The sequence below is a fragment of the Planctomycetota bacterium genome (assembly GCA_035384565.1).
Classification (GTDB): domain Bacteria; phylum Planctomycetota; class PUPC01; order DSUN01; family DSUN01; genus DAOOIT01.
The window spans coordinates 88405-103902 of sequence record DAOOIT010000016.1; the positions used below are offsets into that span (position 1 = coordinate 88405).

Below are 15498 nucleotides of genomic sequence, written 5' to 3' on the forward strand. Positions count from 1 at the left end.
ATACACTTCCGCCCCGCCGTGTCAAGCCCTCACATCTTGATGCTGCTGACGAGGCTCAGGACCCCCAGGAAGGTGGTCGCGTAGCCGATGGAGCGCCGCAGGATGGATTCAGGCAGCACCTTGACGGTCCACGTGGCAGCCGGCACGGAGGCCATCGCACCGACCACTAGGGGCACTGCCAGGCCCCAGTCGAGCGACTGACTCAGGCTGAAGTACGCAATCAGCCCCACCAGGCACACGACTCCTTCGGCCAGCGACGTGATCCCGATGGCATTCTTCCCAGGCACCCCCGCGAGCACCTGCCCGCCTGTGAGCAGCGGCCCGTAGCCCCCGCCCGAGATGCCCTTGTTGAACGCGGCCACTGTGCCAAGGCCCACGATCTTGCCCCACGAGAACCGCCCTATCCCCTTGCCCGCCAGAATGATGAAGAGGCCGACCGCAAGCACCATGGCGCCGATGTAGAGCTTCACAGCCTGCTTCGGCAGGTTCACGGCCAGCACCACGGCCGCGAGGGCCCCCACCACGGAACAGAGCGCCAGGATCCAGGTCGTCGTGAACGCCCGGGTACCACGCCTCAGGTCCACATTGCCGAACCCATGGTGCATCAACCCCGCGGAGATCCCGGTGAAGAACTCCGACAACAGCACCGCGGGGACAATCTGTAGGGGGGAAAAGCCCAGGATCATGAGGAGCGGGGTGAGCGTGGTGCCGTAACCCATGCCCAGCGAAGAGTCCACGTACTCCGCCACAAAGGCCATCAGGCCGATGGCCACGAACCTCCACGCCCCGCCCACCGCGAGACCGGGCATTCGCGTGAAAGTCAAGGCGAGCAGAAGGCCGCCCAGTGCCACCAGCCCGATGTTCCAGGCGACGCGGAGGCGCCGCGCAGGGGCCTGCTCGTCAGCGGCCATCAGGGTTTCTCCGCTCAACTTCATTCTTTACTCCTATCTGTGTAATAGGCTTTGCACAACAGAAAAAAGGCGACTCACGCCTTCCTCACTGCCCGACGGGCCTCCGCGGCCATCTGGGCCACCGTCTCCTGGTCCAGCACCGCAGCGATGTTGTCGCGCACCCGCAGCATGAGCAGGCGCAACCAGCAGGTCTCGATGGGATACGGGCAATCGGGGTCGTGGTGCGGCGCCGTGCGGCTGGCGCACGGGATCGGCGCCAGGGGGCCATCCACTGCGCGGATCACGTCGCCCAGCGTCACCTGCTGCGGCGGAACCCGCAGTGCGTACCCTCCTTCCTTGCCCCTCTCGCTCACCAGGAACCCCGCCTTGCGCAGGGTTGTGAGCACCTGCTCCAGGTACTTCACCGATATCCCCTCACGCTTCGCAAGCGTGGCAGCCGACAGCGCCTCCTTGCCGTAGCCATCGGCCAGATGCGGCAGAACGCGCAGGGCGTAGATTCCCTTTTTCGACAGTTTCATAATCTTCAAATCCTATATTGTCAGGGGCTATTATACAGGACGCAGCTCGGTTGTCAAGGCTATTTCGTCTGTTGTCCCCGACTTCGGGTCCCGGGAGCCTTCCTGGAAACCTAAGCCCCGCTCGCCCTCCCGAATGTTCTCGTCGTCCCTACGCTCTGCTCCCTTCTCTCGTCCCTACGCTCCGCTCCCTTCTCTCGTCCCTACGCTTCGCGTGGGGACGAGCCTCTTGGCCGCTCCGCGGCCTCTTCTTCTTCCTCTTCTTCTTCGTGGAAGAAAACCTCCCGGGGTTGCGAACCCGCGGGAGATTGGGGCTGGACGCAGGAGCGTCCGGATTTCCGCCCCCACGCAGAGCGTAGGGGCGAGAAAGAGAAGGGGACGGAGCGCAGGGGCGAGAAGGGTGAGAAGGCATCGGCGAGAGGGGAAAGAGGCGTAGGGGGCAGCATGAGAGCCGCGCCCTCCCGACCGTTCCAACTCGGTGCAGCGCGTGGGCGTGCCAGCTCCTGGCGGACCTGGCGGCTCCACGGGGGAGCTGTGCCGAGCGGCTGGCGGCCGAAGCCTGTCCATACTTGCTCAACCCTGTGAGGGGGGAATGAGCAAGTATGGGTAGATGGGCGAGCATGGGCGGTTCTCGCGGCTCCGGCCATTCCGGCTCATCTGCGGGATGAGCAAGTATGGGGGCGGGAGCGACCGTAGAGCCTAAGGCGTTGCGACATAAGTGGTTATGGGTAGGACTCGCTGGCGGAGTAGCCAGCGTCCCACGCTCCCCAGCGACTGACATGTCGGAATCGCCAGACCCTGTCGCCGACGCGTGGACCTGCCCCGCCATGTGGGATTTCGGCAACGTGGTCGCCATGGTGTATCACCCCTGTGCGGGAGAATGTGATACACCATGGCAGCACCGGCCACGGGAGCGGCCGTACCGCAAGAGCGCTTGCCGAATCACCTGTCGGGCGCTGACGGGGCGATGGATGGCCGCGGGGACAGCCTGTGTGCCTTGTCAGAGGTCGGACTCATCGGACCCGCGTGCTCTTGGACCCGCGGCCTCGCGCGTCGAGAGGAACACACCGGCCAGAGCGACGATGCCCCCCAGGAGCATGGGGGCGGTGAGCCGCTCGTCGGGCAGGAGCAGAAGGGCCAAGGCCACGCCCCCGACCGGAACGACGAACTGAAGCGGGCCGAGGACGTTCGCCGGCAGGTCCTTCAGCGCCACGTACCACGCGGTGAAGCCGAACGCTGTGGGCACGAGGGCAAGGTAAACCCCGGCCAGCGCGCCCCGCCACGGCAGCGCCAGGCCCTTCCCCATCGCCAGGCAGGCGACGAGAAACGCCACGCCGCCGATGAGCATGCTCAGCGTCGTCGTCACCAGACCGCCGTGCCGCCGAACCACGCGCCGCCCAAACACGGTGTAAGCCGCCCACGAGAGGCCCGACAGCCCCGCGAGAACGCCGCCGAGCACGTGGCGCGGGTTCTCGTGAGCCTGCTCGGGCGACACCCCTCCCAGCACGAGCACGCACCCCGCCACCCCGAGCGCCACCCCGCAGACCTTGCCCACGCCCACCCGCTCTCCCACCAGAAGCGACAGCGGCACGATGAGCACGGGGTTGGAGTTCATGATGACCTGGACGACGATCGAATGGGTGTGCTGAAGCGCGAGGAAGACGAAGAAGCCCATGGCGAACCCGCCCGTGAGGCCCAGAAACAGGAACGGAGCCGGCTCGCGGATCACCACGCCGAGGGCCCCGCCGCGTCCGCTCAGGATCAGCGTGGCGGCCAGAACGAGGCCCGTGAGGCCGAAGCGGTAGAGGCCCAACACCACAGGGTCGGTGGCGTGATGGCGGATCGTCATCCTGCCGAGCACGAAGACCGTGCTCCAGGACACGCAGGCGAGAACTCCCAGCACCAGGGCGCGGCGGCTCACGGCGGCTCTCTCCGTCCGGCGGTGCTCCGCCGGCGGGCGTATCATAGTCGAACGGGGCATCGCGCGCCAATGTCGCCTTGACAAGCGCCCGCGGAAGCCTATCATGTCGCACGCGAGACTGAGGCCACAAGGGGCGCGGCATGCGTGTGGGGATCGTGCAGATGCGGGTGGAGACGGGCGAGAAGGAGGCCAATCTCGAGCGCGCGCTGGTGGGGATCGCCGAGGCGGCCGAGCAGCGCGCCGACGTGGTGGTGCTGCCCGAGTGCCTGGACCTCGGCTGGCTGTGCGGGCGCGCCCGCGAGCTGGCCGAGCCGGTGCCGGGCACCCTCAGCCGCCGGCTGGCCGAGGCGGCCCGGGCGCACGGCGTGTACCTGTGCGCAGGCTTCACCGAGCAGGCGGGCGAGAGCTTCTACAATTCGGCGCTGCTCTTCGACCGCATGGGCCGCCTGATCCTCAAGCACCGCAAGATCAACGAACTGGAGGTCGGGCTGAGGACCTACTCGCGCGGCTCGGAGCTGCGCGTGGCCGACACGGAGTTCGGACGCATCGGCGTGAACATCTGTGCGGACAACTGGGTGCCGTTCATTGACCAGACGCTCGCCTGCATGGGTGCGCGCGTGGTGCTCTCGCCGTGCGCCTGGGCCTGCGAGCCCCGCAAGGAGGCCGCCAACAGCAAGGCGATCCGCGAGCGGTTCAAGAAGCGCACCACCGAGAGCCCCATCTTCCTCGTCGGCGCCAACAGCGTGGGCGAACTCACCGACGGCCCCTGGAAGGGCCGCATCCTGCACGGCCGCAGCCTCGTCTACGGGCCCGGCGGCCGCGAACTCGCCGCCGGACACCTCAACAAGGAGCAAATCCTGTACTGTGACATCGCGTGAACCCGGGGAGGAGAAGCAAGGAGAGACGAATGCAGATCGGGTTTCTGACCGCGTGCATGGGCAAGAAGTCGCTCGAGGACGTCGTGCGAGTCGCCTCGGAGCTCGGGTTCGCCGCGCTCGAGGTCTCCGTGGGCCATCTGCCGGCGGACCGGGCGATCAAAGAGGCGTCGAAGATCAAAGACCTGTTCGCCGAGAACGGGCTGGCGATCTCGAGCCTCGCCGCCTACAGCAATCTGCTGGAGGCCGACGAGGCGAAGCGCCAGGCCGCCATCGCCGCGTTCAAGAAGAACGTGGACGCCTGCGTGGCTGTCGGCACGCCGATCCTGTGCGCCATGACCGGCATGCCGGTGCCCGGGAAGAGCAAAGAGCAGACGATCGCCGAAGACTTCAAGACGGTCTTCACCCCGCTCGCCCAGTACGCCGAGGACAAAGGGATCAAGATCGCCTTCGAGAACTGGTTCCCCACGCTGCTCCAGCACTTCGACCTGTGGGACGCCATCCTCGCCGCCGTGCCCTCGCCCGCCATCGGGTTCAACTACGATCCGTCGCATCTGATCTGGCAGGGCATTGACTACCTGGGCGGGGTGGACCGCTACAAGGACCGTATCTTCCACACGCACGCCAAGGACACGGAGATGAAGGCCGAGGTGCTGGCCCGGCGCGGGTGCCTGGCGGGCGGCTGGTGGCGCTACGTGATCCCCGGCTACGGCAGCGTGGAGTGGGGCAAGTACGTCGGCCGCCTGCGCCAGATCGGCTACAAGGGCGTGCTGAGCATCGAGCACGAGGACGGCGCCTTCAGCCCCGAGGATGGGCTCGACAAGGGCATCAAGTACCTGCGGCTGTTCGTGTGAAACCGGCTGCTTCCGCGTGGAGACAGGACCGATAGGACAGATGGGACGCATAGGACAGGCAGCTCTTGTCCTACCGGTCCCATAGGTCCTATCGGTCCTACTCTATTCCGTGCGAGCGAGCATCGCCCGGAACTCCCGGAACCCGAAGGGCACGCGCACACCCCGCACGAGGAAGTGCGCGATGGCCGCGGAGTAGAGCCTGCGCGGCTCGCGCGAGCCGGAGGGCGCAGCCCGGAGGCCCTGGAGGTACTCGGCGAGATCGGCCTCGGTGGCCGCCGGAGGACGCGGGGCGGAGATGCCCCGCTCCTCGGGGGCGCAGGTGACGACGAGGTCGTGGGTAACGGCGCCCTCGGCGGTGAACTGCTTGAAGCTCTGGTTCGGGCCTTTGTCGAAGGTGACGGCGGCTTCGACCGCGAAGCCGGCGTCGGCGAGGGCATCCTGGAGGGCGCGCCAGACCTCGGCCGCGGTGTTGTGGAAGACGATGCTGAAGCGCCCGCCGGGCCGCAATACGCGGCGCACCTCGCCGAATGCCTGGGCCATGAGCCGCCGATAGTCCTCCGCGCCCTTCCTCTGCGTGCGGCTCATCACCGCCTCGTCGGGCACGTGGGTGCGCACGCCCAGCCACGATTCCCACACCAGGTTCAGTTCGGAGTACGCGATGTTGGCCCCGAATGGCGGGTCGGTGAAGGCGTAGTCTATGCTGGCGTCGGGGATGTTCGAGAGGTCCGTGGCGCTCTGGGTGGAGATGCGGACGGCGTCTCGCTCCACGGGCTGGAAGAGCAGGCCATCCTTGGCGAGCCCTGAGTCCCGGCTGTACCGAACCACGTCGTCCACCTTGCGCTGGAAGAGGGCGAGGACGTTGAGTTCGGGGTGGAAGCCCGGGATGTACATGGTGCCGAGGATCGGCCCGGGCGCGGCGCCGAGCGCGGGGATGTACTTGTTGGTGCGGGAGGCCCGGGGCATGGCGCCGGTGAGGCAGAAGAAGAGCCCGCGGCGGCACTCGAGGCCGGGCAGCGTGGCCGCCGCGTGCCAGAGGGTGGCGAGGGCGCGCAGGTTGCGGCGGGTGAAGAGCTGGTCCACCCGGCCGATGCCCTGCTTGTGCACGCGGGCGATCTCGTCGCCCCGCGTGGGGATGGGCGTGGTGGGGTGCGGGACGCGCTGCTCCCAGTCGCCCGCGCCGGCGGCCTGCGCGAGCGCGCGGTCGGCCTCGGTGGGCGGGGCCTCCTGGCGGCCGCAGCCGCGGCAGTCCAGGGCGATCCGCACGGGCACCGGGTCGAGGCGGCGCCAGCCGCCGCGCGGGGCCTCGCGCGGGCAGTGCGGGCACGCGAGCCGGCCCGCCACGCGGCGGCCCTTGCGGGCAACGTCCCACAGGGCGAATTCGCCGCCGCAGTCCGGGCAGGCGTAGCGGTCGCTCCAGACGGTGTAGGCGATGGAGGCGGCCCCGCCGCAGGACCGGCAGGTGGTGGCGTACAGCGGGTCGAGTTCGCCGGCAACGGCGGCGAGGAGACGCTGCGCCTCGCGGCGGAGGCGCTGGGGGTCGGGCGGCGCGCAGTAGTTGCTGGCGATGAAGGTCGCCGCCGGCGAGAGGTCCACGAGCACGGCGCGGCGGCCGGCCCGGAGTGCGGCGACCCCGGTCATGCCCGAGCCGCAGAAGGGGTCGAGCACCACGCCGCCCGGGCTCGTGTAGTGCTCGATGAAGGGGACGATGCCCTCGGGCGGCACCTTGGTGTGATAGGAGTGCGCGCGATAGGCGGCGGAGCCCTTCGAAGCGGCCACATCGGTGGGCGGCCCCGCCTCCGCGGCACGGCCCTGGCGGCGGCCCGCCGCGAGGAAGGGGGCGATAGCGGGGTTGGCGCCCACGGTGTAGATGGGGGGCCGTTCCAGGCGCGGCGGTTGATAGGGCGGGTGGCTCACGCGTGCCTGGTGCCTGCGAAGGGGCGTCGCCGGGGCCGTTGCCCGCCATTGCCGCCGTGGCCGTTGCCGTTGCCGTTGCGCCGCGGGGCGAAGCGCGCGTGGCCGGGGCCGACGAGGCGGTGGGTGGCGGCGAGGAGCTGGGCCGAGGGTTCCACGTACATGGATCTGCCGACTCGGAGCGTGTAGGCGCTCTGGTCGAGGAGGCGGATTCGGACGTAGACGGGCAGTTCGCCGTGGTGCGCGGCGCACAGGTCGCGGAGCTCGGTGAGGGTGGCCTCGTTGGCCGCCGCCTCATCTACATCCACGATCAGGCTGCCGGCCAGCAGGGCGTGTGCGCGTTCGATGGGGATGATTTGCTGGGCGCGCAGGGTGGGCTCGTTGCCCTGGTAGTCCACGCGCCCGCGGATGAAGACGATGGCGCCCTCCTTGAGAAGCTGGCCGTGCTGGGCGAACTCCTGGGCGAACATGACGCCGCGGGCCGTGCCGTCGAGGTCGGAGAGTTCGTAGCGCGCCCAGCGCTGCCCCTCGAATCGGCCCTTGCGGGTGACGGAGATGCGCACGCTGTCCACGATGCCCCCCACGACCACCTCGGTGCCGTCCTCTGTTTGCGCGAGCTGGGCCGTGGTGGCCGTGGCGTACATGCGCAGCACGTCCTCGTGCTCCTCGAGCGGATGGCCCGAGACGTAGAAGCCCAGGAGGTCCTTCTCCCAGGCCTGCTGCTCGTTCTTGGGCACGTCGGGGACGTCGGGGAGCTGCTCCTGAGGCGGCGTCTGCTGGTCGGCGAGGAGGTCGAAGAGGCTGGCCTGGCCGCGCGAGCGGTCCTGCTGTGCGGTGGCGCCGACCTGGAGGGCGCGGTCGAGGCCCGCCAGGAGCTGGCCGCGCGTGCCGCCCAGGGAGTCGGCGGCGCCGCACTTGATGAGGGTCTCGAGGGCGGCGCGGGTGACGAGGCGGCTGTCGCAGCGCTCGCACAGGTCGAAGAGCGAGCGGAAGGGGCCGCCAGCCTCGCGGGCCGCCACCAGGGCGTCGGCCGTCTTGTCGCCCAGGTTCTTGATGGCGCCCAGGCCGAAGCGGATCTGGCGGCCCTCGGTGCGGAAGTCGGTGTAGCTGCGGTTCAGATCGGGCGGAAGGACCTCGATGCCGTGGGCCTTGGCGTCCTTGACGAAGGCGTTGACCTGGTCGCGGTTGGAGCGCTCGCAGGTCATGGAGGCGGCGAAGAACTGCACGGGGTAGTGGGCGCGGAGGTAGGCCATGCGGTAGGCGACGTAGGCGTAGGCGGTGGAGTGCGCCTTGTTGAAGCCGTAGCCGGCGAAGAACTCGATGAGGTTGTAGATGTCCTGGGCGGTCTTGGCGTCGAGGCCGCGCTCGGTCGAGCCCTGGATGAAGGCGTCGCGGCCCTTCTTGATCTTGTCTTCCTTCTTCTTGCTGATCGCTTTGATCATCGAGAGGGCCTCGCCCATGGACATGCCGCCGATGTCGTGGGCGAGTTGCATGATCTGCTCTTGATAGACGATGAGGCCGTAGGTGCCCTTGAGGTAGGGCTCGAGCTTGGGGTGCGCGTAGGTGATCGGCTCGCGGCCGTGCTTGCAGTTGATGAACTTGTCCATCATGCCGCTCTGGAGCGGGCCGGGCCGGTAGTAGGCCACGATGGCGATGAGGTCCTCGATCGAGTCGGGCTTGGCGCGGGTGAGCAGGCTGCGCATGCCCTGCGAGGCGAACTGGAAGACGCCCTCCGTCTCGCCGCGCTTGAGCAGCTCGTAGGTTGCGGCATCGTCGAGGGGAATCTGCGTGAGGTCGAGGCGCGTCCCGGTCTCGCGCTCGACCAGGTCGAGGATTTCGTGGCAGATGGTCAGGCTGCGAAGGCCCAGGAAGTCCATCTTCAGCAGCCCGATGGTCTCCACGTCCTCGAAGACGAACTGGGTGGTGACGGTGTCGCCGGTCTTGCACAGGGGCAGGTGCTCGGTGAGCGGCCGGTCGGAGATGACGACTCCTGCGGCGTGGGTGGAGGCGTGGCGGCAGAGGCCCTCGAGGCGCATGGCCACGTCGAGCAGGTTGTGGATTCGCGGGTCGTTCTTGTAGCGGTTCTGGAGCTCGGGGCTCTTGGCCAGGGCCTCCTTGAGGGTAATGTGGAGGACCTCGGGCACCTCCTTCGCGATGGCGTCCACTTCCTTGAGCGGAATGTCCATCACGCGCCCCACGTCGCGGATGGCGGCCCGCGCGCCCAGGGTGCCGAAGGTGACGATCTGGGCCACGCAGTCGGCGCCGTACTTCTGGCGCACGTAGCTCAGCACCTCTTCGCGCCGCACCTCGCAGAGGTCCACGTCAATGTCGGGCGGCTCGCGCCGTTCGGGGTCGAGGAAGCGCTTGAAGAGCAGGCCGTGCTCGACGGGGTTGAAGTCGGTCATGCCCAGGGCGCGGGTGATGAGGCAGCCGGCGCCGGAGCCGCGGAGGCCGACGGGGATGTCGTGCTCGCGGGCGTACATCACGAAGTCGCGCACGATGAGGAAGTAGCTGGCGTAGGCCATCTCCTTGATGATGCCCAGCTCCTCCTCCAGGCGCGCCACCACGTCGGCCGGGGGCTGGCCGCCATACATCTCGCGCAGGCCGTCGAAGGCCAGGCGGCGCAGGTGTTCGTCGTTCGACACGCCCCCGGAGTCGAAGGGCGGGAAGTGCCGCTTCGAGAAGTCCATCTTGAGGTTGCAGCGCTCGGCGATGTCGAGCGTGGCGGCGAGGGCCTCGGGCAGGTCCTTGAAACGCTCGGCCATTTCGCGGCCGGAGGCGAAGTAGAACTGGTCGGTGCCGAAGGCCATGCGGTCTTCGTCAGTGAGCAGCTTGCCGGTGTTGATGCACAGCAGGGCCTCGTGGGCGGCCGCGTCGTCGCGGCGCAGGTAGTGGATGTCGTTGGTCGCCACGAGGGGCACGCCCAGCTCGCGGGCGATGGCGATCTCGCCCTGGTTCACGGTGCGCTGCTCGTCGAGACCGTTCTCCTGGACCTCGAGGTAGTAGCGCCCCGGGCCGAAGAGGTCGCGGTATCGCGCGGCGGTGTCGCGGGCGACGCCGTGGCGCTCGGCGAGGAGGTGATGGGCGACCTCGCTCTTGAGGCAGCCGCTGAGGCAGAGGAGGCCCCCGCAGTGCTTCTGGAGCAGTTCCCAGTCAATCCGGGGCTTGTAGTAGAAGCCTTCGAGGTAGGCGGCGGAGGCGAGCTTGATCAGGTTGCGCCAGCCCTGCTCGTTCTCGGCCAGCAGCGTGAGGTGGAAGGCGGCCTCCTTGATGCCGCCGGTATTCACCTTGTCGAGGCGGCTGCCGGGGGCCACGTAGGCCTCGTAGCCGATGATGGGCTTGACGCCGGCGTCGGAGGCGGCGCGGTAGAACTCCACGGCGCCGAAGAGGTTGCCGTGATCGGTCACGGCCACGGCCGGCATCTTCAGCTCGCTCGCCGTCTCGACCAGCTCGGGAATCTTGCACGCCCCGTCGAGCAGCGAGTAGTGGCTATGGACATGGAGATGCACGAAGCTATCGGCTGAGGCCATGGCTGCCTCCTGATGGCTTTCTCGGACGCTCGGGCAATCGAAGACGAGCCAGGAAGAGACCTGGTTCGAAGCTGGTCACCGCAGCGCGGCATACCAGGGGATGGGCTTCAACGTGCCCCGCCCACAACAACTGCGGTATCCTAGCGCCGGTGCGCCCACTGTGTCAACGGCAAAATCCGGCGGCCCCTAACCGCCCGAGGCGCTTGGCTTTGCGTCGCCCCACCCCATTCACCACGCCGTCCAGCCGCCGTCCACCGACAGCACGCTGCCTGTGACCATGCCCGCCTCATCGCTGGCCAGGTAGACCACGGCGGCGGCCACGTCCCCGGGCGTGGCCAGCCGGCCCGCGGGGATGCGCGCCAGCACCGAGGCGCGGAACTCTGGGTTCGCCAGCCGAGCCCGCGTGAGGTTCGTCTCCACCACGGTCGGCGCCACGGCGTTCACCGTGACCCCCTGCTTCGCCCACTCGACGGCCAGCCCCTTGGCCAGCAGGATCACGGCGGCCTTGCTCGCGCAGTAGAGGCTCTGCCCCGGCAGCGCCACCAGCCCGGCCTGGCTCGCAACGAAGATCACCCGCCCGTAGCCTCTGGCCAGCATCGCCGGCGCCACCGCCTGGGTGACGAAGAAGTGCCCCTTCACGTTCGTATCGAACACCGCATCCCAGTCGGCCTCCGTGACGTCGAGGCCCGGCCCCGGGCGGTTGATCCCCGCGTTGTTGACCAGGACATCAATGCGTCCGAGGCCGCGCTCGGCCTCGGCCACGCCCTCGCGCACCTGGGCCAGATCGCGAATATCCATCGCCACCCTCACCACGCGGTGGCCGTGCGCCGAGGCCCCCGCGGCGGTGTCGTCCAGGCTCACGCCGGGGCGGTCCGCGAGGGCCACATCGGCCCCGCTGCGCGCCAGGGCGACGGCCGAGGCCGCGCCCAGGCCGCCCGCCGCGCCCGTGACCAGAGCCGTCTTGCCCTCCAGGCGAAACATGGGCACGCTCATCCCTGTGTCTCCGGTGTTCCAAGGGGACACTCGTTCGGCGGGTGCAGTGTACAGGATCGCCGGGCCATTGCAACCCAGGCAAGTGCCGGGGAGCCATGCCCTCGGGTTGGGCGAGGTTGCGGTGGTCTCCGAGCCGGCCGCGGCAGCGTGAGGTGTGGCCTCCGCCTAACGTCGCAGGCGCAGGGCAGGGTCGCCGAGGAGCTGGTAGAGCCGCGCGGCCGGCGGGCAGACGGCCGACGCCTTCAGCGCGACGTCGCCCAGCACGGCCGGGCCGGGCGCGAAGGCGTGGCGGAAGAACTCGGCCCCCATCGTCTTGGCCGCGCTGTTCTCAGACATGCCGGTCGGCCCCCAGAAGGCGATGCCCCCGCCCCCATCCTGCAACACCAGGGCGAGGCCGAGACACCGATAGCCAGGCATCTCGAACCTTCCGGCGATGCAGGTGAAGGCCGTGACCACCGGCAGGCGGCTGCCGTTGCTCAACGAGCCCGCATCCCTCACAGTCAGCAACCCATCGCTCGCGAACCGGTCCATGCCGCCGTGCCCGATGTAGTTCAGCAGGAACGCGCCGCGGTTCAGGGCGTTCAGCAGGCCCGCCCGGGCGTCTCGGAGCGGCATCTGCGGCAGGTAGAATCTGCTCACGTCATAGGGGGCCGGCACCAGGCCGCCCAGGTCATCGCTGTCCTGCGGGAACTGGCCCGCGTTCCTGTCCGGCTGGTCGGCGGCGAGGACGACGCTCTTGGTCCACGGCCCGCCCGCCGCCTCATAGGCGATGATCTTGCCCACGAGGGTGGCGAGTTCGCCCGCCGTGGCCGCCGGCAGGCGCCCGACGGCGAAGCCCGCGTCGGGGGCGAACTGCGTGTCCGCCGCGAACAGCCCATAGTCCGTCGCCACCAGCAGCGGCGGAATCAGGTTATCGCCGTAGCCCAGGTAGTCTTTGTAGTCGAACGTGCCGTGCCCCGCCAGCACGGCGTAGCGGGGGCCGGTCTTCCACGTGCCGCGCGCCAGGGCGAGGAAGGTCTGGATCGCGTGCGGGTCGGCGATGCCGTGGTTGAACTCATCGTAGATGTCCTCGAGGTCCACCACCACGGCCTTGAGGCCCTGGCTCCGACGGTACGAGGCCAGCGCCTCTGCCCCGTCCAGGAAGACGCCGGGCGCCACCACCACGTAGTCGGCCTGGTTCCCCCGCCAGGTGAGGCGCGACGGCACGTCGAGCTCGACCGACACCGGGGTCTTCACCGCCGCCGGCGCCACCGCCAGATAGGCGCTCCCCGCAGAGGCCGAGAGGCTCACGCGGTAGAGGTTCTCCAGCTTCTCCACGCTCGTGCCGTCCACCACGGCGGGTTCGAGAGGGGCCGTCACATCAAACACCCAGATCGCCGGGCCGCTGAAGCCTTCGATGGTCAGGACATCCCCCTCGGCGCGGCACAGCAGGCTATCGTCCACCGCCCGGCACAGCCGCGGATAGGCCAGGTCGAAGGCATCCACATAGAAGATGCTATAAGGAACCCCCGCGTCGCGCAGTCCGGTCACCGTGACCAGGTTGTCGCCGGGGACGAGGAGTTGCGCGCCGACGCTCAGCGCGAGGGTGCAGCCATCCGTGCCGCCCCACCGCCCCTCGCCGATGGGGGTGCCATTGAGGCTCACGACGACATGATGGTTGGGGTTCGCCGCGCACTGGGTGGCGCCCTTGAGTCGCACGGTCAGGGTCGCCGTGCCGGTTCCCGCGGCATCGGGCGCCGCCAACCGGAAGGTGGGGCTGCCCAGCGCCCGGTCGCCCGCCACCACATAGTCCCATAGCCAGAAGTCCGCCTCAGGGTCGGTGAAGAGGCCGGTGGCGGGATAGCGGTTGACTTCGGCATGGACGGTGTCGCGGAACGTCCCCGGAGCCGCGTCCGCCGCTGCGCCGCTGCCGCCCACCGTGGCCATGAGCAGCCCGCGCTCATGCCGCAGCCAGTAGACATTGGAGTCCGTGTAGATGCTGCCCGCCACAGGCTGGCCGAAGAAGTAGAGGCCCGTGCCGCCTTCGGCGGGGAGGTAGCGGACCGCCTTGCCCTGACAGGAGAGCGAGAGCATCCCGTTTCGGATCTGCGGACGCAGGCCGTTCTCGGCCACGCCCAGCAGGGGCGCGATTTCCGCGGCGCTGACGTAGTACAGCCCCGTCTCCCGCACCGTGATCTTCACGGCAGGCTGTGCCCCCGGCGCGGCGGCCACCGCCGCCTTGGCACGCAGGGCCCTGGCCTCGGCCTGGCCCTTTCGGCGGCCCGGCTCGTCGGCCGGCACGCCGGGCGCCCCCTGCCCCCACGTCCGCCGCGCCTTGCGGCTGTAGCCGGTGGCGGCCAGTTCCCCCGCCGCCTCCGCGAGGCCAACGGCGCCGGCGGCCTCGGCCACGGTGACGCGGTAAGGGCCGTAGCTGCGCTCGCGCCCGCTGGTCTCCACCTCGACAAGCCGGTAGGTGTAGGTCTCGCCGGGCTTCGCCGACGGGTCCACCAGCCGATACGTGCCGCCTTCGGGCGACTGGAGCAATGCGGGCACGAGTTCGCTGCTCACGCGCTGATACTTCCCGCTCGCCTCGTTCAGCCGCTCGAGGTAGAAGCCGGCGGTCCCGAGTTCCGAGGCCGTCTCCCACTCGGCCACGACACGTCCGTGCTGAGCCGAGGCCCCGAACCCGGAGACGGCCACCGCGGTGGGGTAAGCGCCGTCCGTCCATCCGATGTTGATGGTTCCGGTGGGAGTGCCGCCCCCGGCAATGTCGCCGCTGGCGTCAAGGGTGCTATGGTCGTCCTTGTTCGGCACCGCGGCGAAGGCGAGGCGCCAGGGCGAGGCGGCCCACAGCGTCGGAACGTACGTCTGAAGATAGGCGCGGGAGATGGCGAAATCCACGAAGGTCGTGGTGCCGAAGTTGGCGGTATTCACTCCGTCCACGGTCCGCACATAGCCTTCGCCAGTCCTGCCCCCGCCATTGATGTCGGACGAGAGCTTGGAACTGGTGCTGCCGTCCACATCCTTGAACGCAACCGTGTTCCAGACACCCTGTCCCTTGTCGAAAACCTGCATCTCCAGCCCGCGATCGGTCCCGCTCGCCGTATAGGAGTCCCACGCGAATGCAAAGTCCGGCAGGCTGTCCCCATTGATGTCAATCATCACGTAGATCGTATCGCTGTACGTGGCGGCAGGGCTCTCGTCCACACGGATGCGGAAGTACAGGTACGCCGAGTCCACGGCGCGATAGCCGCACGGGTCGGTCGCGTCGCCGACAAAGTCAATCCTGCTGGGCGGATTGGTTCCCCTCTTGTCCATTGGGTCGCTGAAGGGCCCGTTGCTCTGTCTGAGCATGACCCACTGGTCCTCAGCGGGCCACCCCGTGTACGTGCCGCCGTACTGCGCCACCTCCGTTCCGCTCGAGAGGGACGCCATGGCCAGAAACACGACGGCCAGAGCTGCGAACCTCGCGTCGTGAGTTGCGCGGAGGGAGCGCCCTGCCTCAGCCGCTCTGCCCATGAGCGCGCGCGTAGCCCATGCCCAAGCACCCGTTGTCTTCATTGGGACCCCCCTTGACCGTGGAACCGCCCGTCACAGTCCCACGGTGCCCTCTAGCTATGTAGGATGCAACCCTAGGCAGGATTGTAGGAGTCCGGGGAGCCGGAGTCAAGGGGATTTGAAGGTTTTCGGCAAGCCCCCGCCGCGCCCGAGAGCGGGCGCCCTGGGTGTGGGCCGGAATTGCAGGCAGGGTGATTGTCTCTGGAGCCTGAAGGGCTCGCATGGGATAGCCCAGGGCAACGCCCTGGGAACAAGACCGCCTCGCGGCAGCCCTGAAAGGGCGGAATAGACAGCCTCTATCTCGCCCCTTCAGGGCTGAACCCGTGAATCCCGCTGAACCCAGGGCGTTGCCCCGATCTTTGCCCACATCTTCCGCGGGCTGGGGTCTAGGAGCCCGTCCAAGAATCCCCGTGGGCTGCGTTGCCGGCGCCAGCGGGGCGGATGCAAGGCG

At 68.8% G+C, this 15498-nt stretch carries 9 protein-coding genes; 2 read left to right on the top strand and 7 right to left on the bottom strand.

Annotation, left to right across the window (positions count from 1 at the left end; all coding sequences use genetic code 11):
* Positions 1-29 precede the first annotated feature (29 nt).
* The 3 genes from PLE19_08240 to PLE19_08250 all read right to left on the bottom strand — a co-directional run bounded on the left by PLE19_08240 (position 30) and on the right by PLE19_08250 (position 3347).
* Positions 30-935, bottom strand: coding sequence for a sulfite exporter TauE/SafE family protein (locus PLE19_08240; GenBank protein HPD14924.1), 906 nt, complete (start codon positions 933-935; stop codon positions 30-32).
* Positions 936-985: 50 nt separating this feature from the next.
* Positions 986-1429, bottom strand: coding sequence for an Rrf2 family transcriptional regulator (locus PLE19_08245; GenBank protein HPD14925.1), 444 nt, complete (start codon positions 1427-1429; stop codon positions 986-988).
* A gap of 997 nt (positions 1430-2426) precedes the next feature.
* Positions 2427-3347: an EamA family transporter gene (locus PLE19_08250; GenBank protein ID HPD14926.1), complete on the bottom strand. Its 921-nt coding sequence runs from the start codon at positions 3345-3347 to the stop codon at positions 2427-2429.
* 140 nt (positions 3348-3487) lie between these two features.
* On the opposite strand from PLE19_08250, the gene PLE19_08255 reads away from it, so the two are divergent.
* Together PLE19_08255 and PLE19_08260 are read left to right on the top strand one after the other, a co-directional pair.
* A complete protein-coding gene (locus tag PLE19_08255) occupies positions 3488-4225 on the top strand; it encodes a carbon-nitrogen hydrolase family protein (protein HPD14927.1) in 738 nt (245 codons plus the stop codon).
* Positions 4226-4254: 29 nt separating this feature from the next.
* Positions 4255-5076 (top strand): sugar phosphate isomerase/epimerase, encoded by an 822-nt coding sequence (locus PLE19_08260; GenBank protein HPD14928.1) that lies wholly within the window; start codon positions 4255-4257, stop codon positions 5074-5076.
* 102 nt (positions 5077-5178) lie between these two features.
* Here PLE19_08260 and PLE19_08265 read toward each other — a convergent pair whose 3' ends face one another.
* The 4 genes from PLE19_08265 to PLE19_08280 form a co-directional block, all read right to left on the bottom strand.
* Positions 5179-6990: a DNA methyltransferase gene (locus PLE19_08265; protein HPD14929.1), complete on the bottom strand. Its 1812-nt coding sequence runs from the start codon at positions 6988-6990 to the stop codon at positions 5179-5181.
* A complete protein-coding gene (locus PLE19_08270; protein HPD14930.1) occupies positions 6987-10517 on the bottom strand; it encodes a DNA polymerase III subunit alpha in 3531 nt (1176 codons plus the stop codon). Before PLE19_08270 ends, PLE19_08265 begins: the two co-directional genes overlap by 4 nt.
* 228 nt (positions 10518-10745) lie before the next feature.
* The gene (locus PLE19_08275; protein ID HPD14931.1) at positions 10746-11510 is read right to left on the bottom strand and encodes a glucose 1-dehydrogenase; all 765 of its coding nucleotides are present in this window, start codon (positions 11508-11510) and stop codon (positions 10746-10748) included.
* Between the two features lie 165 nt (positions 11511-11675).
* The gene (locus PLE19_08280) at positions 11676-14843 is read right to left on the bottom strand and encodes a C25 family cysteine peptidase (GenBank protein ID HPD14932.1); all 3168 of its coding nucleotides are present in this window, start codon (positions 14841-14843) and stop codon (positions 11676-11678) included.
* Between the last annotated feature and the right edge of the window lie 655 nt (positions 14844-15498).